This is a genomic window from Pseudomonas sp. Irchel 3F3, from assembly GCF_900187545.1.
GTDB lineage: Bacteria > Pseudomonadota > Gammaproteobacteria > Pseudomonadales > Pseudomonadaceae > Aquipseudomonas > Aquipseudomonas fortuita.
Genome location: NZ_FYDS01000005.1, coordinates 380,976 through 402,598, shown reverse-complemented (window position 1 = coordinate 402,598; position 21,623 = coordinate 380,976). Strand labels below are relative to the sequence as shown.

22 protein-coding genes and 3 pseudogenes are annotated in these 21,623 nt (G+C 61.9%); 7 read left to right on the top strand and 18 right to left on the bottom strand.

Annotation, left to right across the window (positions count from 1 at the left end):
* Window positions 1-29 precede the first annotated feature (29 nt).
* The 5 genes and pseudogenes from CKW35_RS13150 to CKW35_RS28575 all read right to left on the bottom strand — a co-directional run bounded on the left by CKW35_RS13150 (window position 30) and on the right by CKW35_RS28575 (window position 2,248).
* A complete protein-coding gene (locus CKW35_RS13150) occupies window positions 30-293 on the bottom strand; it encodes a YebG family protein (RefSeq protein ID WP_095116101.1) in 264 nt (87 codons plus the stop codon).
* Window positions 294-684: 391 nt separating this feature from the next.
* Window positions 685-948, bottom strand: a complete 264-nt coding sequence (locus tag CKW35_RS13145; protein WP_095116098.1) for a DUF3077 domain-containing protein — start codon at window positions 946-948, stop codon at window positions 685-687.
* 155 nt (window positions 949-1,103) lie between these two features.
* Entirely contained in the window at window positions 1,104-1,346 is a 243-nt protein-coding gene (locus CKW35_RS13140) for a hypothetical protein (protein WP_095116096.1), read from the bottom strand.
* A 403-nt stretch (window positions 1,347-1,749) separates the two neighbouring features.
* Window positions 1,750-1,938: pseudogene (locus CKW35_RS13135) on the bottom strand (DUF3077 domain-containing protein); the annotation flags it as partial.
* 79 nt (window positions 1,939-2,017) lie between these two features.
* Window positions 2,018-2,248 (bottom strand): annotated as a pseudogene (locus CKW35_RS28575) (hypothetical protein).
* A gap of 145 nt (window positions 2,249-2,393) precedes the next feature.
* Here CKW35_RS28575 and CKW35_RS28570 point away from each other — a divergent pair.
* From CKW35_RS28570 to CKW35_RS13125, 3 genes are all read left to right on the top strand, one after another.
* Window positions 2,394-2,525 (top strand): hypothetical protein, encoded by a 132-nt coding sequence (locus CKW35_RS28570; RefSeq protein WP_256583390.1) that lies wholly within the window; start codon window positions 2,394-2,396, stop codon window positions 2,523-2,525.
* A gap of 200 nt (window positions 2,526-2,725) precedes the next feature.
* A complete protein-coding gene (locus CKW35_RS27950) occupies window positions 2,726-2,926 on the top strand; it encodes a hypothetical protein (RefSeq protein WP_143499783.1) in 201 nt (66 codons plus the stop codon).
* A gap of 2,170 nt (window positions 2,927-5,096) precedes the next feature.
* Complete coding sequence (locus CKW35_RS13125) at window positions 5,097-5,567, top strand: phosphate-starvation-inducible protein PsiE (RefSeq protein ID WP_023048378.1); 471 nt, start codon at window positions 5,097-5,099, stop codon at window positions 5,565-5,567.
* A 3-nt stretch (window positions 5,568-5,570) separates the two neighbouring features.
* Here CKW35_RS13125 and CKW35_RS13120 read toward each other — a convergent pair whose 3' ends face one another.
* Complete coding sequence (locus CKW35_RS13120; RefSeq protein WP_016489056.1) at window positions 5,571-5,861, bottom strand: DUF3509 domain-containing protein; 291 nt, start codon at window positions 5,859-5,861, stop codon at window positions 5,571-5,573.
* 142 nt (window positions 5,862-6,003) lie between these two features.
* Here CKW35_RS13120 and CKW35_RS13115 point away from each other — a divergent pair, with 142 nt between their 5' ends.
* Entirely contained in the window at window positions 6,004-7,962 is a 1,959-nt protein-coding gene (locus CKW35_RS13115; protein WP_256583389.1) for a TadG family pilus assembly protein, read from the top strand.
* Here CKW35_RS13115 and CKW35_RS13110 read toward each other — a convergent pair.
* Complete coding sequence (locus tag CKW35_RS13110) at window positions 7,947-10,592, bottom strand: ATP-binding protein (protein ID WP_095116092.1); 2,646 nt, start codon at window positions 10,590-10,592, stop codon at window positions 7,947-7,949. The genes CKW35_RS13115 and CKW35_RS13110 overlap by 16 nt on opposite strands.
* Entirely contained in the window at window positions 10,589-11,032 is a 444-nt protein-coding gene (locus tag CKW35_RS13105; RefSeq protein WP_016489053.1) for a TadE/TadG family type IV pilus assembly protein, read from the bottom strand. The genes CKW35_RS13110 and CKW35_RS13105 overlap by 4 nt, the downstream gene beginning before the upstream one ends.
* 75 nt (window positions 11,033-11,107) lie before the next feature.
* Here CKW35_RS13105 and CKW35_RS13100 point away from each other — a divergent pair, with 75 nt between their 5' ends.
* Entirely contained in the window at window positions 11,108-11,545 is a 438-nt protein-coding gene (locus tag CKW35_RS13100; protein ID WP_016489052.1) for a prepilin peptidase, read from the top strand.
* Window positions 11,546-11,824: 279 nt separating this feature from the next.
* On the opposite strand, the gene CKW35_RS13095 is transcribed toward CKW35_RS13100, so the two are convergent.
* The 8 genes from CKW35_RS13095 to cpaB are packed head-to-tail and all read right to left on the bottom strand — an operon-like array spanning window position 11,825 to window position 19,234.
* Entirely contained in the window at window positions 11,825-12,088 is a 264-nt protein-coding gene (locus CKW35_RS13095) for a DUF3613 domain-containing protein (RefSeq protein WP_016489051.1), read from the bottom strand.
* Window positions 12,089-12,103: 15 nt separating this feature from the next.
* Window positions 12,104-12,805 (bottom strand): tetratricopeptide repeat protein, encoded by a 702-nt coding sequence (locus CKW35_RS13090; protein WP_024717469.1) that lies wholly within the window; start codon window positions 12,803-12,805, stop codon window positions 12,104-12,106.
* 10 nt (window positions 12,806-12,815) lie between these two features.
* Entirely contained in the window at window positions 12,816-13,703 is an 888-nt protein-coding gene (locus tag CKW35_RS13085) for a type II secretion system F family protein (protein ID WP_023047446.1), read from the bottom strand.
* A gap of 2 nt (window positions 13,704-13,705) precedes the next feature.
* A complete protein-coding gene (locus CKW35_RS13080) occupies window positions 13,706-14,587 on the bottom strand; it encodes a type II secretion system F family protein (protein ID WP_024717468.1) in 882 nt (293 codons plus the stop codon).
* Complete coding sequence (locus CKW35_RS13075) at window positions 14,584-15,840, bottom strand: CpaF family protein (protein ID WP_095116089.1); 1,257 nt, start codon at window positions 15,838-15,840, stop codon at window positions 14,584-14,586. Before CKW35_RS13075 ends, CKW35_RS13080 begins: the two co-directional genes overlap by 4 nt.
* Window positions 15,837-17,027, bottom strand: a complete 1,191-nt coding sequence (locus tag CKW35_RS13070) for a pilus assembly protein (RefSeq protein ID WP_095116087.1) — start codon at window positions 17,025-17,027, stop codon at window positions 15,837-15,839. The genes CKW35_RS13075 and CKW35_RS13070 overlap by 4 nt, the downstream gene beginning before the upstream one ends.
* Window positions 17,024-18,262 (bottom strand): type II and III secretion system protein family protein, encoded by a 1,239-nt coding sequence (locus tag CKW35_RS13065; RefSeq protein WP_023047443.1) that lies wholly within the window; start codon window positions 18,260-18,262, stop codon window positions 17,024-17,026. The genes CKW35_RS13070 and CKW35_RS13065 overlap by 4 nt, the downstream gene beginning before the upstream one ends.
* An 18-nt stretch (window positions 18,263-18,280) precedes the next feature.
* Entirely contained in the window at window positions 18,281-19,234 is a 954-nt protein-coding gene (gene cpaB, locus CKW35_RS13060) for a Flp pilus assembly protein CpaB (protein ID WP_016489044.1), read from the bottom strand.
* 292 nt (window positions 19,235-19,526) lie between these two features.
* Here cpaB and CKW35_RS13055 point away from each other — a divergent pair, with 292 nt between their 5' ends.
* On the top strand, window positions 19,527-19,697 hold the full coding sequence (locus tag CKW35_RS13055) for a Flp family type IVb pilin (RefSeq protein ID WP_016489043.1): 171 nt from the start codon (window positions 19,527-19,529) through the stop codon (window positions 19,695-19,697).
* Window positions 19,698-19,719: 22 nt separating this feature from the next.
* Window positions 19,720-20,127 carry a response regulator gene (locus CKW35_RS13050; protein ID WP_016489042.1) on the top strand — a complete coding sequence of 136 codons (408 nt, stop codon included), beginning with the start codon at window positions 19,720-19,722 and terminating at the stop codon, window positions 20,125-20,127.
* Window positions 20,128-20,192: 65 nt separating this feature from the next.
* On the opposite strand, the gene CKW35_RS13045 is transcribed toward CKW35_RS13050, so the two are convergent.
* Complete coding sequence (locus tag CKW35_RS13045) at window positions 20,193-20,540, bottom strand: HPF/RaiA family ribosome-associated protein (RefSeq protein ID WP_016489041.1); 348 nt, start codon at window positions 20,538-20,540, stop codon at window positions 20,193-20,195.
* A gap of 605 nt (window positions 20,541-21,145) precedes the next feature.
* Window positions 21,146-21,458 (bottom strand): annotated as a pseudogene (locus CKW35_RS27945) (hypothetical protein); the annotation flags it as partial.
* Between the last annotated feature and the right edge of the window lie 165 nt (window positions 21,459-21,623).

Genomic DNA, 21,623 nt, shown 5'->3' with positions numbered 1-21,623 from the left:
CTTGCCGGCGATGAGGCCAGTGCAGGTATTTACTCTGCTGCGGGCGCTTCGAGCAGTTCGGCCAACGCATCCGGCTGGCTCTTGAACGCCCGGGCGAACACATCGCGGTTCTTGGCCATGTAGATACCGGCTTCCTCGACCTGCTGCTCGGTCAGCGACGGCACCGCTTTGTGCAGCACTTCAGCAAGGCGCTCGGCCAGTTCGAGCATCTTGTCGTGACGGTCTGCTTCGGCCTTATCCATAAACAAGTGCTCCGGGTCGCGGCTGCTGCGGTACACCACTTCGACGGCCATTCATCACCTCTATGCCTTTTTGCTGGTTGTGTTGCGGCTTACTGTATCTATATACAGTAATGGCAATGTGGGTTGGTTCGCAAGCAGAAATTGTAGCGTGGCATAAATCCAGCGCCGCCCGCGCGGCGCATCGCGAGCGAAGCTCGCTCCTACGTTTGTTTCGGGCCAGTTATTCCTGCGGGATTTGCGCGCGCACGCTCTGGTGCATGACACGCTATCGAGTCGAACAAACCAGGCGGTCGCGCGCCTCTGGCACTGGCATGACTGGCCCGAAATAAACGTAGGAGCGAGCTTCGCTCGCGATGCGCCGCGCGGGCGGCGCTCGATCTCACAGGCGCTGAAATTGCTGCGGCGAACACCGGCGGCCATCATGCAACGTGAAGGCAAACCTTCATTGCTTCATGCCCAACTCAGCATCATCCATCAGCGCCTTGGCCATTGCACTCAGATAGTGCGCAGCCCAGATCATCATCGGCTTTTCATCCATCAGCCCGATGATGGTAAGTTCGCGTACATAGCCCATCAATTCCGACGACTGCTCGCGGGCATCCCTGCACGGAATGCCAGGCTCAATACGAAACAGTGGATGGGTTCCGTTTTCGCCTTGATAGAAAGTGGTCTTGCCGACGGTGAACTGGGTGTCTTCTGTTGTCATTGTTCGATCCCCTGAAGTTTCTCGGCTGCCTGGCCCGGCCCTTTTGCGGGCACGCCCGCTCCCACAGGTACTGTGCAAGCCTTGAAGGCTGTGGTGACCCTGTGGGAGCGGGCATGCTCGCGAAAGGGCCGGCCCTGGCAACACATTAATCAGCCTTAGTGCGAAGTCCTGGGCTCTACGGGCATCTGCACCTGAACCAATGCCGACTCCAGCAAAGCCCGCAGCGCCTCAAGCTCATGCATGGAGGTCATCATCAGGATCGAAGCCGGTGATCTGGGTTGAAGCAGCAACGCCTGATGCACCACGGTGGCCGCGCATAGCGCGTAGTCGGTGGCCTGGATCAGGGTGTCTTCGAGGGAATGGGGGTTGTAGGGAGGATCGGGGACTACTTTCAGCATGCTTTGGTATCCATTTTTTAGGGCCGCTCCCCACATGCTGTCAAACAGGTAGGAGGCAGCTGTGCACAGGTTGACAGACCGGCGGATACCAGAACCGGCGCACGCGAGCGTGCCCCATGCACAGCCGCCATAGAGGACAAAGCCATGCAAAGTATCTCGTCGCGGCCTGTCAAAGCCGATCGCTGATATGCAGCGACCCGCCGAGACTAGAGCGCTGCTAATACGGCCGCAACGGAAAACAGGTGGCGAGAGTATCTTTGGGAAATGCCCTACAAGGAAGGGCTTAAATCTGATTTTTTCCCCGCGCATGGCCGCGCTTTTTTTGCAGCGTGCGACCCCGCAAGGTGCCCCCAACTTTGTTTTGGACCAATCGATTCTGAAAAAAACCTCTCACTGCTTCATCCCCCAACTCGGCGTCATTCATCAGCGCCTTGGCCATGGCACTGAGGTAATGGGCGGCCCAGACCATCATCGGTTTCTCATCCATCAGGCCGGTGATGGTCAGTTCGCGGACATAGCCCATCAGTTCGGATGATTGCTCGCAGGTGTCGCGGCAAGGCCAGGTTCCACAAGAAGACAGTTGCTCCCACAGGTAATGTCCAAACCTTGAAGACTGTGGTGATTCCTGTGGGAGCGGGCTTGCCCGCGAAAGGGCCGGCCCTGGCAACAAATTAACCAGCCTTTGTGTGAATCCTAGGCTTTGCGGGTATCTGCACCTGAACCAACGCCGACTCGAGCAAGGGCCGCAGCGCCTCCAGTTCATGCATCGAGGTCATCATCAGGATCGAAGCCGGTGATTTAGGCTGAAGCAACAACGCCTAATACACCACGGTGGCTGCGCATAGCGCATAGTCGGTGGCCTATATCAGGGTGTCTTCGAGGAGTGGGGGTTGTGGGGTGATCGAGGACTACTTTCAGCATGGTCAAGGCCTGTTCAAAGTTGGGGGCGCGAACCACCCAATGCGTTGCGGGCTGCTAACCTGGCTTCCTACCAGAGGCAGCGATTTGCAGGTGCTGATTCATATCTAATGAAAGAGGGGGCCCTCAATGAGCAATGTCTTTGAACAATCACGAGCCGATGAGCTTGCTGGCATCGAGCAAGATCTGGGCGCTTTCGCTGAAGCCGAAAACTCTACGATATTGTATGGTCAGGTGCAGGCCTTGGCACTGCGCATCTAAGAGGCGATAGCCCTGCCGAGTTAGGAAGAGCAGCAGCGCTTCCATGTGGCAGCTGAAAAAGCCAACGAGTCGCGCAGCGAGGCGCTACGGGCTGCCGTGGCATTGGCCGAGGCATTGAGCCAGCGCGCTGAAAACCGATTGCTCCAGTTGTCAGAAAAGTGATTACACTGGGCCATCATCCCCAGCGAGTAGCGACAGCCATGGAAGCACATGATGTAGGTGAAGTGGTTCAGGTGATCGGACCAGAAGCGGCTAATCAAAAGCTTTCGGAAGGCTGGAGCCTGCTTGCGGTGGTGCCCACCCAGACCGGTGTGGGTCAGGCCCAAGTGGCCTATGTGCTGGGCAAGCCTCGGAAAAGCAGATCTGTAGATGTAATGGTGCCCGAGCGTTTACACCCATAAGGGTAGATGGTGCAGTGACCATAACGGATTGTCCGTTAAATCGAGGCCCTCAGTTCGAAAGGACCGGGGGCCTTTTTTACCCCTGTCACCCGAAATGGTGGAAATGGGCACTCCGGACCGAAAAATTGATTTCGGCGTACCCCACTCCTTCACATAAGGAAATCCCATGACCACCCCGAACCTCTGTCCACCTGGATGGTGACCACCCGATTGTTAAGCTGTTACTGGCCATGACACTGCCGGAAACGATCAAGGCGATGGCCGGCGAATTGCTCAACCAGGTGCTGGAGGCTCCAGACCGGGACACACTGCATTAAGGCGCCGGAACAGGTAACGGCTATGCGTTAGGTGTTGCGACGGCTAAGGCGGTGAGCGCAGACGCTTGTAAGCAACTGATCGATTTGTAAGCACGAGCGGCGAACTCCCGTGCCGATCAGAAAGGCTGGAATTATGAATGGGGCCGCACTGTCCTACCGGGACCGGGCCGACATGACCCTGACATACCGCGCGGCGCCCGGGCTTTGAGGTGGTGGTGAGCCAGCCCAACGCCGGCGCACCGTTGTCGGTGCTGCCCGACGGCACCGTGTTGGGCGGCGTGGTGTAGGGGATTGCCTAGAGCGGCGACTACTTCGAGATTGCCGCCGTGTCGCAATCGACCCAAGGGAATCGTTATGCGTAACGAAAGTGCACTGCCGGGCGGGCGGGTGCTGCCGGCGGCCTATGAAGCGGCGCGGCGCCGACATCGAGGACGCCGCGACCCCAGTCAACTGCCTGATCGCCCACGCGCGCGCCGAGGGGATGGTGGGATGCATGGAGACCGCACCACGGCATCCCGGCCGATCATATCGAACGCCTGTACCTGGTGATCGAGGACTTTACCAATAACGGCTTGCGAGGACTGGTGATTGGCACCGTGGTATTCTCTACCTCAGTTTTTGCAGTGAGGCTGACCAACAGTTCTGGCCAACCGCGCTCTGCTGGCGGGTGACGATTAGTCTGCGTTTCAATAGGCCAAGCAGGGTGGGGCGGCACCGCCGTCAAGCTGTCGGACTAGTACAATTCCCGGCATGGGTGCCAAATGGCAGGCACAAAAAAACCGCCTGGATGGGGCGGCTTGTTTGTCTTCTGTTGACCTGGATGGGGACAGCAGAAGTGGTACTGAAGTGAATCGACGGTTTGAATATAACCACGTGTGACACCCTGCGCAATGCCGAATCCGACACTAAATTAGTATCAGATAGCTGAAACACGTTAAATCACGTTCCCCGACGTTTGGTCACACCAGTGTGAAGCTTTGTGCGATTTTCGACGGAGTTAAACATTTTGCTATCGAAATTCGCTGTTTAGGCTCCTTTTGCACGCATTTGGGGGAGTTTTCTACAGTGAAACTGTTCGCATAGACGGGGTGCTCCACTTAAAGTGGAAGATTAATGACCGTTCGTCGGAAAAGTGATGATCTAACGGTTAATCGCTCTAAATCGGGTTCGGTCAATGAACCGATAAGTGGTAAAAAGATGGCACGGCGTTAGCTTGCTATCGCCTGGCCCCTCAACCGCGGTGGGAACCGTGCCGGGAATGGGCCGAAAAACCGAACACTTAGCGTACTGAAGTGAATCGACACCGCTTCAGTGACCATTCGCCAAGCCCGGAGAGGCGGGTGGTGCCAAGGGTTCTCGCAGACAAGGACCTCCCTTATGGGGATAACCCTTTCATTGCGCCAGGTATGGCGTGGTTTGCGAGCGATTGCCGGCGCATTCAGCGTCGGTCGCATGTTCAGCGGTGTGCTGGACATGCTTGATCGCCTCGACTCGTAAGTAACACCGAGCCCCGCCATCTGGCGGGGCTTTTTTATTGGCGGGCTGACGCAAAGTTTCCCCGTAGGGCCCTTCACCGGGGCTGGAGAATACTCGCCTGGAACCGTACAGGCACGTCACCATTTCCTCAGCCCCCATCGAGTAAAAGCGGCTGAGCGGCTGCGTGTGCAGATGCTGACCGGCACGCTGAAGCCCTTGGAGAAAGCCCGCGCCTTTTGGTATCGAGCCACGCCTCAAGGTGCCTTGCGGCAATCGGTCGTCTTCTCAAGACAGGGGCTTGGCCCTTTAACTGCATGGCACAAGCGTCACACCGGTGACGCATCATCCTTACAAGACGTATCGGGGAATGGAACATCGTGAACATCAAATGGGCAGAAAAACTGCGCAAGGGCCTGCACGGCTCGGCCGACTCGCTGGGCAACCTGTGTGTCGAGGCGTTCCATTACCTGGCGCTGTTCGGCATCGGCGCAATCACCGCCTATGCGGCGGTGGTCACCTTCCTGGACATGCTCGGCAAGGGCGGGATCAGTGTCGATGACATCCTGCTGCTGTTCATCTACCTGGAGCTGGGGGCGATGGTCGGCATCTACTTCAAGACCAACCACATGCCGATCCGCTTCCTGCTGTACGTGGCCATCACCGCACTCACCCGCCTGCTGATCGGCGATGTTTCGCACCACAAGGCACCGGACGAAGGCCTGCTGTACCTGTGTGGGGGCATCCTGCTGCTGGCGTTTTCGATCCTGGTGGTGCGCTACGCTTCGTACCGCTACCCCTCGACCAAGGTGCTGGACGCCAACGGCAAGACCGTGGAGGAGGGCAAGTAGCCCTCAGTTGGCAACGAAATGGCGCGGCTCGTGGCGGGCGTCACGGGTCAGCGCGGCCAGCACTTGCATGGGGTTCTGGCTGAGTTCGATGGCGAGGCCCAGGCGGATGCTGTCGATCACCCGTTGCAGGCGCACCGGGTCGTTGCGCTGGGCCTGGGTGATGAGGCGCTTGGCGACTACGCCGGCGTCGTCAGACAGGGTGAGCATGATGCTGCCGTCGAGGTTGGCAATGCTCAGGTTGACCCGGTATTCGGGGGCGAAGGCAGCACTGATTCGGTCGAAAGGGTTATTCATGCCTGAGGGCCTGCAAAGATTGTCTGCTGAAGTTGACCGGCCCCTGTCAGGTTGGTTCCTGGTGGGCAATTAGCCATTATCGTAACTACACTCCTTGAATCGCAGCCGCGACGCATGGCCAATGGCCGGCAAAGGAGTGCCCGTGGTTCCCTCATCTGCTGCCCGTCAGCGTGGCGCAATCGGCCTAATGGCGGTGGTTACCCTGGGCCTTGCCCTGCTGTTCATGCTGGTGGTGATTGACAGCGGCCGCCTGTTTCTTGAACAGCGCAAGCTGCAGCGCATTGCCGACATGTCGGCGCTGGAGGCGGCAGGCCAGTTTGCCGTGTGCACCGGCAGCGGGCCACAGGCGACCGCGATTGCCCGGGCCGCCGCCACACGCAACGGCCATGCGGCCAGCAACCCGCTAACGGCCAGTTGCGGGTACTTGCAGACTGGCGCCAATAGCTTGCGAACCTTCACCAGTGACAACACTCGCAATGAAGCCATACGGGTGGATGTCAGCAATACAGTGCCCACCAGTTTTGCTGCGGGGGTGTACACCTTGGCGCAGGGCAATGGCGTGCCTTTGACCACGACCTTGCACGCGCATGCCGTGGCATCGTCGCCTCTGCCGCCGCAGGCGATGTTGAGTATTCGTACCACGCTGGCGACCGTCGACTCGCGGCAGTCGGTTTTGCTCAACGCTCTTCTCGGCGCCCTGGGTGGTACGGTTCAGCTTGATGTGGCCGGCTGGCAAGGCATCGCCAGTACCCAGCTCAATCTGCTTAGCTACCTTGACCAACTCGCCATCGATCTCAAGCTCAAGGCGGGCGACTACCAGCAACTGCTCACTGCCGATGCCACCGCTACCCAGTTGCTGCAAGCGGCGGTAAAAGTACTGCAGCAGAGTGGTGCGGCGGCAGATGTGGTGACCAACCTGGGCAAGGTGGCACTGGGCGCCAGCAACAGCACGTTATTGCAACTGGGGGACTTGCTCGATATTCAGAACGGCACAGCGCAGGCCGGGCTGGATGCCAGCATTCAATTGCTGCAACTGGTGCAGGGGGTAATCCAGCTGGCGGTCAGCGAAAGTGCGGCAACGGTGGATTTGCCAATCAGCGTGCTGGGGCTGGTCAATGGTCGGGTACGGTTGAAAGTGATCGAGCCGCAGCAGATTTCTGCGGTGGGAGACCCGCGTACCGATGAGCTGCGGGTGCATACCGCACAGGTGCGGGCGATGATTTCGCTGGATTTGCCTTTGCTCAACTCGGTGCTTGGGTTGCTCAATGCTGTGTTGGATCTCGTCGGGCCGATCACCAATGTGCTTAACAATCTGCTCAGCCTGAACCTCGCCAGTACATTGCAATCGGTGCTATGCCTGGTCGGCGTGCCGTGTACGGTCACCGATATAATCCTGGTCCCGGACAAGCTGTCGCTGGACATCGGTCTTGAAGTGGCAGAAGCGACGACGCGGCTCAACCCGTTATCGCCTGAAACGTTCAGTTGCTCACCCAAACGTTTGACGACTCAGACTCAGAGTTCAGCCGCCAAGATTGCGGTGGGGCGTTTTGAGTCCGTGGACGCGTTCTTTACCAGTGGCACCACCGTTGTCAAAGCGTTGCCTTTGGTCGACATCGGGACCAAACGCTGCACCCGGCTGCTCATACTGCCTGCGATCTGTGATGCACGTAGCCCCTTCGCTGGTGGCGGCCTGGGCCTGCGCGTCAACAGCAAGGTGCTGGGCAGCGGAGCGGTCGAACGCCCGCTGGTGTTCCAGGCCCCCAACAGCACGCCGCCGAACATCGGCCTTCCCTCGGTGTACCAGAGCATGCAAACCGCCAACAGCAACGTAGTCGGCAGCCTCACCGATACCTTGCAAGGCATACAGCTGGAAGCCTACAAACCCACTGCAAACAGCGGCCTCGGTGAAGTACTGGTAATCGTCGGCAACGTCCTTGGCGGCGTCAAAGGCATCGTCGAACCCTTGATCAAGAATCTGCTCAGCCCGTTGCTGGACCCCTTGGTCAACGTGTTGCTCAAGGTCCTCGGCATCGACCTGGTCAACGCCGAAGTCGGGGCCAACCTCAGTTGCTCCGGCGGCCGTGCTCAGCTGGCGCTGTAGACGGGCAACCAGACCTGGAAGCACGCACCTTCGTTGCGGTTGTGCGCTTCGAGCCGGCCGCCCATGGCTTCGACGATACTGTGGCTGACCGACAAGCCCAAGCCGGTGCCCGCTCCGGCGGCCTTGGTGGTGAAGAACGGTTCGAAGATGCGTTCGAGCAGGCGTGGGTCGATACCGCCGCCGTTGTCTTCCACCAACAGGCACAGCTGCCCGTCCTCGACGCGCTGGCTCACGCTGATCCGCGGCTTGGCAACCCTCCGTTCGAGCAACGCATCCCGGGCGTTGACCAGCAAGTTGATCAGCACCTGCTCGAGCTGGTCCTCATGGCCCAGTACTTCCGGGCACAGGTCTGGCTCTTCAACAAGCAAGGCCACGCCTTTGCCGCTCAACCCCTCAGCCAGCAACCCCAGCGCACCTTGCACCGCCACCCAGGCGGCGAACACCTGCTGTTCTACCTCGGACCGGCGCCCATAGGTGCGCAGATGCTCGACCAGGCGCGCAATGCGTTCGACCTGGGCATCGATCCGCTGCAGCTTGCCCGCCACATACTCGGCATCGACCACGCCACTTTCCAGGCGTTTGAGGGTATTGACCAGCGCAAGGCGCATGGTCGCCAGCGGCTGGTTGATTTCATGCACGAAGCCCGTTGCCAATTCGCCCAGCGTGGCCATCTTGGCCCCTTGCAGCAGTTGCTGCTGGCTGTGGCGTACCGCTGTGTTATCGCGCCCCACCGCCTGCACTTCCTGCAACTGACCGTGCTCATCGAACAGGCCACGCTCGGCCCACACCCACCAGGCTGTTCTGCGTCCGGGCAATTGCAGGCAGATTTCGGCACTGGCCAACGGCTGCGCCGGCGTCAACATAGACAGGCGCTGGAGAAAGGCCGCCCGTTGGCTGTCGGACAGCCACTGACCAAGGTTCATGCCCGTCAATTGTTGCGGCGCGCATTCCAGCTGTTCGGCAAGCGGGTGGTTGCCAAACAGCAGCTCGAGGTCTGGGCGATAGCGGCAGATCATGGCTGGCGAGTCCTCTACCAGCACCCGGTAACGCTCCTCGCTCTGGCGCACACGTTCGGCCGCCTCGGTCAATTCGCTGACGTCGAGCCACAGCCCGACAGCCTCCACAGGCTGGCCCAGGTCGTCACGCAGCAGGCGGGCTTCGTCCAGTATCCAGTGGTAACCGCCAAGGTGATCGCGCAGGCGATAGCGGCAGCGTACCTGGCCATCGCGCAGCAGCGTACGGGTGCGTTCGAGCCACGTCGGGTGGTCGTCGGGATGCACGGCCTGAGCAGGGTGGCGCGCCAGTTCACTGTCTTTGGGCCAGCCCAGCAGCGGCATCAGGCTGGCGCTGAAAAATTCACTGTGCAGTGCACCTTCGGCATAGCGCTGGACGTAAATCACTGCGGGCGAGCTGGCGATCAGGTTTTCGAGCCGGGCGCGCGCGGCCCCGGCCTGTAGTTCCTGGGCTTTCAGCGCGCTGATATCGAGCACAAACCCCTGAACCTGACGGCCTTGCAGCTGGCCTGCCCACTGTAGCCAGCGCGGGCTTGCCAGGCGGTTGGCTGGCAGCAGGCGCAGGTTCAGGTTCAACGCAATGCCTGCGCGCAGTTGTTCCAATGCCATGCGTGCGGCTTCGCGATCGGCCGGGTGTATCCGGCCTAGCCATTGCTCTGCGGTGGCTTCGGCCGGTAAACCCAGGCGCAAGGCCAGGGCGGGGTCGAATTGCAGCGGCCCTTGCAGGGGCCATGACCACCAGCCGGCCCCCAATTGCTGTTGCAGTTCATCCAGGTGGCGTGAACGTTGCCGCAACTGGTGCTGGCGCAGGCGACTGAGCAGGGGTTCGATCAGCGCTTGCAGCAGGGCCGCAACCGTTTCGCTAGCAGGCGGCCGCTGTGCCCCTGCGCACAGCAACCAGGCCTGCACGGTATGGCCGTGCAAATAGGGCACGGCCAGTAATGGCAAGCCGGCACACGATGACTGCAACAGCGGGTTTCCGGCAGCCACTTCTCGGCCGCGTGGCGGTAGCGTTTGTAGCCAGGGGCGCAACCGCTCGTCATCGGCCCAGGGCCAGTCGTTGTCGCTGCTGGTGTAGGTGTACCAGCCGCCATCGCCCAGTAGCATCAGACGCAGAGAGCCCGCCTGCCAGTGCTCAGCCAGGTGCTTCAGTTGATCGGTGGCTGTCACCATCAGGCGGTCTTCGTCGCAGTCACGCAGGGCGCGGCCAAGCGCGGCTGCCAGTGCCTGTTGCGTCAGGCGATGGCCTTGTTGCTCGTGCTCGCCCAGCAGGTCGCCGATATCGAACAACTGCAGCAGCCAGCCATCTGCCTGGCGCTGGAGCCAGCCGCGGGTGTGCAGGGCAGGGCCGTGCACGGTCGCGAAGTCGAGGTCCAGCGGTTGCCCCTGCCAGTCGGCAGGGGGGCCTTCAAGCACCAGCCAGCTGTGCCGTTGCAGGTAGTCATGCACACGGGGGGCGCTGTGCGAACTCGCAGGGAGCACCGTGCGCAGTGGGCCAGCAAGGCGCAGCACGTGCCCTTGGTCATCCAGCCAAAGTTGCAGCCCCACCGCTTGCGGGGCCGTCGCTGCCTGCTCGGTGGCCTGGCCGCCCAGCCAGCGCTCGAACAACCCGCTCACAGCTGCAAGCTCGCTTCGGCCCGCAGGCGGTCGGGCAGGCGCGGTACTTCACCGATCAGTGGCAGTACCAGCATCGGCAGCACGTTGGTCAGTTTCGTTTTGGGGTAATTGATGGTCACGGTCAGCAATTTGTTGGCGCCCAGGGTTACCTGCGCGTCACTGGCGGGCTGGAAGTTGAACGCGGAGGGCATCCACTGTAATTGTTGGCTGATGACCTGATGGGCCAGGGTTTGCACATCGGTGCTGTAGCTGGCGCTGTTCGGGTCCAGGGCCACGCAACGGCGCACGGCTTCGGCGCTGGCCTGGTTGAATGACTGCAGCATCAGCATCGGCAAGGTGTAACTGACCAGGCCGTAGAACACCGCGAAAAAGATCATGAATACGGCCGCGAACTCAATGGCCGCTGCGCCGTTTTGCCGTTTTGCCGGGCCTGCTTTCATGATTGCGTCTACCCTGACCATGAATCCTGAGTAACAGCATAGAACCGATCGACGAACAGGGATGGCCATTTGCCTATGCATAGCCTTGCAGTGCTTGTCTGGCTTGTGTTGTGCGCGGGGCAGGATGCCTGGGAACGGCAGATTTCCAATGTCCTGACGCTGGGTGCTGCCGCCTGTGCGCTGGCCTGGTTGCTGGCCACCGGGCACAGTTGGCTCGGTGCCCCGGGCAGCGATGCCGCGCTGGCTTTCGTCATCGTGCTGCTGCTGACGCTGCCCGGCTATATGCTGGGCCAGTTCGGGGCTGGCGACGTCAAGCTGCTCGGCGCACTGGCCCTGGCCAGCAGCCTGGCCCACGTACTCGGCACTTTTATGGGTGCCGGTGTGGCACTGGTTGTGTGGCAAATGGTACGGCGCAGGGCACGCCAGCCGGGGGAGAAAAGGCCGTTTGCGCCCTGCTTGCTGGCCGGTTTTGCCGTTTCGCTTGCCTGGCTTGAGTATCGCGTCGCCTGTTAGATCGAGCGCCGCCCGCGCGGCGCATCGCGACGCAAGGCCGCTCCCACATTCGTTTCGGGCCAATCCCGCTTGTGCCATTGGCGCGCGACCCCTTGTGTGTTCCATTCGCTATCGAAGGTTGCGTCGCCGCTTCTCTGCCATCTCCAGCCGTGCACCCAGGGAGCGCGCGCCGATGGCGCAGGAATAACTGGCCCGAAACAGATGTGGGAGCGGCCTTGCGTCGCGATGCGCCGCGCGGGCGGCGCTCGATCTAACAGGCGACGCAAAAATACCCGCGAACTAATTATTGCGCTCTGCCATCTTGGTCCAGCGGTAGAAGTCGGGGATTTCATACTTGTAGGTATCCAGCCAGCGCTGCATGGACTGGTCACGCTCCCGCGCGGTTTGCACCTGCAGGCGCCTGGATGCCTGCTCGCCGCTGGACTGCACGCGCAACAGCCGTTCGGTGGCCGTTTCGTCCGGAGCGGCATGGGGCGGGTATTGCTCGGCCATCAAAGTCGCGCTGCCTACGCAGCAGGCCAGTAGCATCACGTACCTGATCATGATCACCTCCGTGTATCAATTGACCATCATGTCCGGGGCCCTGGCCGATGCGATCGGGCCTCGGCCGCCGGCCTTGATCTTGCTGGCGCGTGCCTGGGCTTCGGCAAATTGCCCCGCTTTGAGCTGCAGCCGGCCTACCAGGTCGGTGGCCTGCTGCCAGTTGTCCTGCACCAGCGCCAAGGTCACCAGGTTGACCGCAGGCAGCGGGTTGTCGTCTTTCAGTTCGATGGCCGTCAGCAACTCGAAGCGCGCCTGCTCATAGCGCCCCAGGTTCATCAGCACCACGCCAAGGTCGTTGCGCACCCGCTCATCGGTAGGCGCGAGCCTTACTGCCCGCTGGAGGTTCTGCAGGGCCTGGACGTCGTCGCCCCGGGCCGAGGCCAATTGGCCAAGGCCATGTTCGCCTTCGGCGGCCAGGCAACCGCCCAGCAGGCTGCGGTACAAAGGTTCGGCCTCGCTGAGGCCAAGCAGCCGTGACACCTTGGCCTTGCGCAGGCGAACCTGTTCGAAGGTGTCCGGCAGTTGCTGCAGGTGGGCCAGGCTGGCGTGTGGCCGCCCGTCGTTGAGCATTTCGTCTGCCAGGTTCAATGACAGTTGCTGGTCGGCGTCAGGCTTGCTGCAACTGGCGGTGGCGAACAACTGGCGCAGCCCTTCCGGCTGTTGCCCGGCGCATCCGGTCAGCAACACCAGGCTTGCGCACAACAGGATTGTCTTCATCATTCAGTCCTCATGGGCTCAACGCCCGCGCCAATGCAGAAAAGCCTGGCCCGGCAAGGACAATGAGCAAGGCCGGAAACAGGAACACCATCATCACTGCCGACATCTTTGCCGACATCATCGATACCCGTTCTTGCAGGCGGGTCAGGCGACGGTCGTCGAGCAGCGCCTTCAGTGCCTGCAGCGACTTCATCGCGCCGCTGCCTTGTGCCAGCAATTGGCGCAGGATCACGCAGGTATCGGTGAACTCATCCACAGCCAGCAGCTGGGCGACTTTTTCCAGCTCCGGGCCCAGCGCCATGCCTGAATCCACCCGTTGCAGCACCTGGCGCAACTCTGCGCTGATGTGCGGGATCAGCGTTCGGCCTTCCTGGCTCAGCACACGCAGTGCCTGCTCGACGGCCAGGCCGGTCTCGAAAAGAATCCGCAGCAAGGGGATCATCAGGCTGACTTCTTCGGCGATGCGCTGCTGGCGACGTGCCGCAGCCACGGCCAGCAGGCGCTTGGGCAGCAGGTAACCGACGCCCAGCGCGCACATTGGCCAGACCACCCAGCCGGCTGCCGCGCTGCCCTTGAACCCCTGTTGCAACAGCAGTGTCAGCATCACGGCCAACAGCGGCAGGCCTAGCTGAACAGCGGCAAACAGGGCGCGCTGGCGGCTGCGGCGCCAGCCGATACGTTCGAGCAGGGCCTGGCTTTCGCCGTCGAATCTTTGCAAGCGCTGCCCCCACGCGCTGCTGCCCAGCCAGTGCAGCCAGTCGCCCAGGCGTTCGTCGCGGGTTAGTCGCCCCTGCAGGCGTCGGGTCACCAGTACCCGCGCTCGCCATTGGCGAATGACCTGCAGGCCAAACAGGCTGGCGGCAATGAACAGGCACAGGGCGCAGATCAGCAAGGCCATGGTCACAGGCTCCTCATCATTCGCCACAGCACCAGGCAACCGAGCACCTGCAAGGCAAAGGCCAGCAACAGCATCATCTGGCCGCTGCTGTCCCGCCACATGGCCAGCAGGTAATGCGGGTTGGCCATCAGGAAGTAGCCGACCATCGCCAGCGGCAAGGAGCCGAGAATGATCGCGGTGATGCGGGTCTCGCCGGTCATCGCCTTGAGCTGACGCGCCCCTTGTTCACGCTCGCGGATCAGTTTGATCAGGTTTTCCATCAGCTCGCTGGCATTGCCGCCGTAACGCTGGTTGATGCGCAAGCCAAGGGCGAACAGCCGCAGTTCGTCCTGCTTGTGCAGTTCGGCCAGCTCGCTCACAGCATCCTCCAGCGCCACGCCCAACTGTACGTTGCGCCGCACCCGCGCCATGGCTGAGCGCAGGGGATCGCGGCTACTGTCGATACCGCCCAGCACCGCGTCATTGAGGGTGCGGCCGGCCTTGAGGCTGCGCACGCTGTAGTCCAGCAGGCCAGGCAACTGGTCGACGATTTGCCGCATTTGCCGGCGGCTTTGCCAGCTCAGGATCAGGTACGCAAGGGTTGGCAGGCCGACCAGCAGCATCAATGCGGCCACCCAGCCGGCGGCGATCAGCCCCAGCAGCACCACGCCCAGCCACGCCAGCAACCAGCGCTGTGGCTCGATGTCGACAGCCCCCAAGCCGGCGCGCTGCAGCAGGGCGTCGAGCCATTCGCGCCGGACGGTGCCATTGCGCACAATGCTGAACGCCCGCCCCAGGCGTTGCAGGATGCGTTCTTCGTGCCGCTTGTACAGGCTACGGCGCAACAGCAGCAGGGCGACGCCCAGCAGCAGCGGGGACAGCGCCAGCAGCAAGGGGCCGGTCACAGCACGCCCTCTGCGCGCAGCTTGCTGCCCGCCGGGTTGGGTGCTTCGCGCAGAAAGGTATCGCCGCCACGACGATCGAGGCGGAACAGGGTGTTGGTCACGTACACCTCATCGCGCACGCCGACCACTTCCAGCACCTCGCTGACGCAGCGTCGGCCGTCGGGCAGGCGGGTCAGCTGGATCACCACATCCAGCGCCGCGCAGACCATCTGCCGCAAGGTCTTCTCGGCAATCTGCCGGCCGCTCAGGCCGACCAGGGTTTCCAGGCGCAGCAGCGCATCCTGTGCGGTGTTGGCGTGCACCGTGCTCATCGAGCCATCGTGGCCGGTGTTCATCGCAGTGAGCACGTCGAGCACTTCGCTGCCGCGGATCTCGCCCAGAATGATGCGGTCTGGGCGCATGCGCAGGGCGTTGCGGATCAGTTCGCTGGCCTTGATTTCGCCATGCCCTTCGGCATTCGGCGGGCGGGTTTCCAGGCGCACCACGTGGGGATGGTGCAGCTGCAGCTCGGCGACGTCTTCGATGGTTACCAGGCGTTCGCGGGGCGCGATCATCTGGCTGAGGATGTTCAGCAGGGTGGTCTTGCCGGTGCCGGTACCGCCACTGACCAGGATGTTGCAACGTTTGCCCACGGCGCGTTCGAAGAAGTCGAAGATGGGCTGGTCGATAGCGCGTGTGGCCAGCAGGTCGGCGCTCTTGAGCATGTCTTGGCGGAACTTGCGGATCGACAGGCACGGGCCGTCCAGCGCCACAGGCGGAATGATCGCATTCACCCGGCTGCCGTCGGGCATGCGCGCGTCGACCATTGGCGAGGATTCATCCAGGCGCCGGCCAAGCGGCGCGAGGATGCGCTGCATCACCCGCTCCACATGGTGAGCGTCGATAAAACGCAGGTCGGTCTGTTGCAACAGGCCCGCCCGTTCCACGAACACCCGATGGGGGCCGTTGACCAGGATTTCCGTAACGGTGGGGTCTCGCAGCAACACTTCCAGCGGGCCGAAACCGGTCAGCTCATCTACCAGCTCTTCGGCCAGGCGCTCCATTTCGTAGCGCGACATGGCCAGGCGCAGGCGCGCGACGTAATCGCCCACCTGCTCCAGCACGAACTGGGTCAGTGCTGGCCGGGCGCCTTCGAGCAGGTTGCGGCCGCTGTCCTCGATGGCGTCGATGGCAAAGCGGTGCAGTGCACGCTTTAGCGCGTAGGGGTCGCCGGAGGCGTGTTGCTGGCCACCAAAGGGTTGGTCATTGCTCATTTGCTCCCCCAAAGCCGACGCAGCCAGGTGAAGGCGGGTGGTGCGAGGTTTTCCGAGCGCCGTGCCAGGCGTTCGCCGAGGCTGCGCAGGGCTTGAGTGAGGTTTTCACGCGGGGCCAGTTCGAACAGGCTCAGGCCCTGGTTCTTCACGTTCAGGCGCACTTCGGGGCTGTAGGGGATGGCCTTGAGCAAGGGCAGCCCGTAGCGTTTGGCCAGGGTATCGGCATCGGGTGCAACGTTGCTCAGGTAGCGGTCCACCAGCAGGCTGGCGTGCTCCAGCTTCATGCCGTGGTCACGCCACAGGTCGAGCACTTCAAGGTTGCGCCGGCAGTCGAGGATATTCTGGTCGGTGTAGACGATCAGTTTGTCGCAATGGCTCACCAACGTGCGCAGGGCTTCGCTGTCGGCATGCCCAGTCAGGTTCACGACAATGTGCTGGAAGTGCTGGCGCAGGGCGCTGAGCAGCATGTACAGCTCGGCGGCGCTGGTTTGTTGCAGCGGGTCGTCGGCCTCGGCGTAAGTGAGCAGGCGCAAGCCTTTCTTGTCGCGCGTGAATGCGCTGTCGATCAGTGTGGTGTCGAGGCGGCGCAGGTGGCGCAGGGCGTCGCCGAAAAAGAACGAAGCCTCCAGGCCGAGCAGCGCCAGGCTGTCGCCACGCGGCAGGCCCAGGTCCAGCAGCAGGGTTTGCTGGCCGCTCTCCTGCACCACCCGGGCCAGGTGGGTGGTGAGCAATGCGCCGTCTGCATTGGCTTGCACACCGAACAGCACGGTCAGCCCGCCAAGGCTGGGGTTGCTGGTCACCGCCGGCATGCGCTTGCCCAGGCGCCTCACCAGCCCGGCCACTTCGCTGGGGCGTGAGCCATAGGCGACGAAATCGCGGGCGCCTGCGCGCATGGCATGCAGCACCAGTTGGTTGTCCATGCCATCGCCAAGGGCGACAATCGCCAACATCGGCCTGGCCTCCAGCACCCCCTCGATCAAGGCGCACTGGCTGACCAGCTGTTCGCGGTCCAGGCCGATGAACATCAGGTTGCTGAAGGTGGCGTTGACCAGCGCCAGCAGCTCGTCGAGGCTGCCGGCACTGGCACCGATCACCTGGCCTTGCGGCGCCAGTGCGCCCTGTAGCCAGTGCAGGTCCTCTTCATTGCGGGTGATGGCGAGGAAGGTGGGGTTCAGGCTCTCGTTCATTGGGATAACCCACCCTTGCCGTCGAAGTTGCCGTTTTCCAGGAAGAACAGGCGCCCCCAGCTGGGGTCGTAGTTGCGCAAGTTCTCACCCGGCAGTTCCGGCAGCCGCGCGTTGGCGGCCAGCGGCTGGACCAGGTGTGGAGTTACGATCATCAGCAGTTCGGTTTCTTCGCGTTTGAGCGTCGATTGCCGGAAGAATGCGCCCAGGATTGGGAGGTTACCGAGGCCAGGCAGTTTGTCGACATCGGACCTGGTGTTGCTGCTGACCAAGCCGCTGATGATGAAGCTTTCGCCATCGGCAAGGGCAATGCTGGTGTCGGTGCGTCTTACGGTCAAACCCGGCACTTGCGTGCCGGCGATGGTTACTACGTTGCTGTAGTCCAGCTCGCTGACCTCCGGCGCCACCTTGAGGGTGATCCTGCCGGGGCTGATGATGGTTGGTGTCAGCGCCAGACGTACGCCGAACTCCTTGTATTCGATGGACACGTTGTCGCTGCCCGAGCTGGGGACTGGAATCGGAATTTCGCCACCCGCCAGGAAGCTTGCGGTCTGGCCGCTGAGTACGGTCAGGCTCGGGCGGGCCAACGTGTAGGCGAAGCCGCTGCTTTCCAGTGCGTTGATCATGGCAAGGAAGCGGCTACTGCCGCCGCCCCAGACGATGTTGAAGACGTTCTCTGTGAGCGGGATCTCCGGGTTCGCAATGGGTACCGAACCTGGGGATACAGAGGTGTTAGGCACTGTTCCAGGCGCACCGATCAGGCTGTTGTTCGAACCCTTGAAGAACAGCCGTGCGCCAGCTTCTCTGTACTTGTTTCGGCGTACTTCCACGAAACGGATATCGGCCTGCACCTGGCTGATCAGTTGTGCATCCTGCGACGGCAAAAAACTGTCTTCGGCCATGTCGGCACTGGCCCGGCCTTTGACGAATACCATGGCCCGGTGCGGTGACGGGGCGCATGCTGTCCACAGCATCAACGTGGTATTGCCTTGGCCCACTGCGGTAATCACCACACCGCGGTCACCGCTGGCCTGCACATCGGCCACCTTGGGCTCGCCTACGGCAACCCGGCTGATCGCCAGTGGCAGGCGCAGTTCCTGCTGCAGGCCCTGGTCTATCTCGATGACCGAAGGGAGCTGACTGATCGCCTCGCAGCCTTTGCCCGCTGCCTGGGCCTGGGGCAACAGCGCGGCCAGCAGCCCGGTACAACATGCTTGTCTCAAAAAGGAACTACGCATCGCTGCATCCTTGCCGGGTCAGGGGGTTTTATTCGTATCGTCAGCCTGTGCGCCACGGATGATGTGCATGGCGGGTGTGGGTTTGCTGGTCGCCAGGCTGGCAGCGTTGGCCACCGGCGACTGGGAGAGCTGGCTGAAGCGGTAGAGTTCGCGGTTGGCGGCCTCCACCTGCGGTTGGGCACCGGGCTCGTTCCAGTACCGCGCCAGGCGCTGCTCATCGGCACTGCGCACGGCCAGGCGCAAGGTGCCAGCCTGGGCAGCCAGCATCAAACGGCTGGCCAAGGCCTCCGGCACTGCCAGCGCCACGGTGCGGGTACCTGTGCCGTTGTTCATACTGGCTTGTTCGCGCCGGGCCTTTTGCTCTTCGGCGGTCTGCGCCGGGCGGCCGTCGTTGGCCAGGCCCGTCTGGTCGCCGACACTGAGCACGCGCAAGGCCGGCAGCACCACTTGGGCGGAGGATTGCGGGTTGTTGGGCTCTTCACGCAGGAACAGCAACACGTCCACGTAGTCGCCTGGGCGCAGTTGGCCGGCGGCGCCGACCACTTCGTCCACACCGACTGCCACCGCCCGCTCGTTGGCACGGATCATCCGCGCCAGCGGCCCGCCAGCCTGGAAGCTGGACTCATCCAGCCAGGTGCCCGCTGCAAGTGGCCTGGCGCTGGTGCGCCCGATCACCTGGGCGGTTTGCTGGTAGGCCCCGGTGGGGGCAACCTGCAGGCGCTCGATCAGCACATCGTCTTCACTGACCGGCGTATTGGCGGGTAAAGCCTTGCGCAGGACGACCACGGCCGTACGCGGTGGCTCCGGTGGAGTGATGGGGGGTGGGGCGACGGCTGCAATCGGTTGTTCGGCCGCAGGGGTAACCGGTGCGGGCGTGGCCGCCGGGCGGCTCAGCACAACACCCCAGTAGCCGGCCAACAGCGCTGCCAGCAGGAAGAAAGCAGCCAAGGCTAGGGTCAAGCGACTGCTCATCTCGGCCTCCCTGCACGTTGCAACTGATGGCAAAAAGTCACTATTTCGCTATAGGACGGTAGCGCAGCCATTGCCATTTGCCATGAGCGGGAGGGCTTTTTTTTGGAATTGTGATTAAGTCGAGGCAATACAGAGGGTTAGCAGTATTGCGGGTGTTAATTCTCTTGAGATAATCCTTTGTGATTAATCCTTTGATACATTTGCAGTCCGCCTCAGCTTGGCGATTCTTTGATGGCAAATAGGTGTCACTTTGATACCGCAATCGCCGGCATGTGCCGCAAGGAGCTGAGACATGAAACTGTTCATTCTGCATTGCATGACCTTCCTGCATCGCAAGGACGGTGCGTCCGGTATCGAATACGCGGTCATCGCGACGATGGTCGCAGTGGTGCTGGCCGCCTTCGTTGGCGACATCTCCACGGCCGTCAACACCACCTTCACCACGATCAAAAATGCCCTTTGACCGGTGAGCAGGAGCCAACGCCATGCAGAACGCTTTCTCGCGCCAGCAGATCCTTTTGGTGGATGACGAGCAGGACGCTCTGCTGGAGCTGGCCGAACTTCTCGAAAATGAAGGCTTCGCCTGCCTGACCGCGACATCGGTACAGGTTGCCTTGCAACAGCTTACCCGTCATCCGGACGTTGCCCTGGTGATCACCGACCTGCGTATGCCGGAGGAAAGCGGCATTGGTCTGATCAGGCGCATGCGCAATCACACGGCCCGCCAGCACCTGCCGGTGATTGTCATGTCCGGGCAGGCCGACGTGGATGACGTCAGTGAAATGCTGCACCTGCAGGTGGTGGATTTTTTCCGCAAGCCGCTTTATCACGCGCGTTTGCTGAAAACCCTGGAGAACCTGTTCCCCGTACCAAAGCTGAGGGTAGTGAGTTGAGGAAGGCCTTCAATGGCCTTTAATAAAAACGCCCGGCACTTGGCCGGGCGTTTTTCATTGTGCGGTCAGGCGTCCGGGTCGCTCAGTTCCAGGGCGCCGCGCTTGCTGCGCAGCTTGCCGTAGAAGTGTTCCAGCGCGTGGTTGAGCTTGGTGGCGGCACCGTCGACTGCCTGGTCCACCGAAGTGGCAGTGTGGGTCACGGAAATCGGTTGGTGGCCTTTGGGGCGAGCCTCCATCTGGCAGCGTTTGTCATGCGGTCCGGGCTTGGCGCCGTTCTCGTCGCGCAGGTGAACCTCGATGCGGGTGAGGTCTTCTTCGTAACGTTCCAGGGAGCTTTGCAGTGTACTGCGGACCCACTGGTCGAGACGGGCGTTGCTTTCGAAATGGTTGCTGCTGTTGACCTGGATTTGCATGATTCAATCCTTATTCAGCTTGCTCGCATGGAGACGCGCTCAGGTCCTTGAGACCCTTGGAATTTCTGCGCCTCTTGACTCTAAGGTCAGGCAACCGCGGACCGAATTCAAGCCCTTTTTGAAAATAAATTTCTTGTTGCAAATGGGGCTGGCAGGCGTGGCCACGCCGAGCGATGTGGTGAGCAGCAGGGCGTGGACGAGGGGGCTGGGGCGCAACGGCATGGGTCGGGTCCTTAGAGAGGGGGGCTGCCATGTCTGTCACGCAAGGTTGGGAAAATGGCTCAGTTGATTTGATCTTTTTTTTTGCGGGTGTTTTCGCCATGAATTTTTTGTCGCCTGTGAGATCGAGCGCCGCCCGCGCGGCGCTTCGCGGGGCAAGCCCGCTCCCACATTTGTTTCGGGCCAATCAGTCCTGTGACAAAGGAGCGCGATCGCCTTGGCGCATGGCTCGATATCGAGTCGTACAAACAAGGCGGTCGCGCGCCTCTCTTGCAGGCATAACTGGCCCGAAACAAATGTGGGAGCGGGCTTGCCCCGCGAAGCGCCGCGCGGGCGGCGCTCGATCTACGCCCCCTGCAAAACCCGCGGCGGTCACCTGGTAGCCCTCACCCCACATCCACCATCACCCACGACCGGGTGAAGCGCCGCACCCGAACCGGCAGTGCTACCTCCAGCATTTGCAGGATGCGCTCACTGTCATCCAGCGGATACGACCCGGAAATCCGCCAGGCGCATCTGCGAGGCCACCAGCATGCCGTCGACCCAGGCGCCCACATTGTGGTCGAGCGCCGAGACCGACTGCCAGCCCCCGGTGAAGCGGCCGCCGTGCCGGTGTAGCGCCCCTTCGCCGGTACGCACCAGCAATGGTCGGGGATCGTTGGCCACTTGCAGCGCCAGTTCACCTTCGAACAGCCGCACCCGGGTAAGCCAGTTGTGATGGGCGCGGTACAGGCCTTCGACCGTGGATGTGAGCGCGCTGGGCACCGTGATACTCCGGCGCTGTGTAGCGCAAATAGTAGTAAGAATTGTTCGCACTGCATTGCAGGGCAAAGTGCTCGGCAATCTCCACCGGCCCTATCGCCG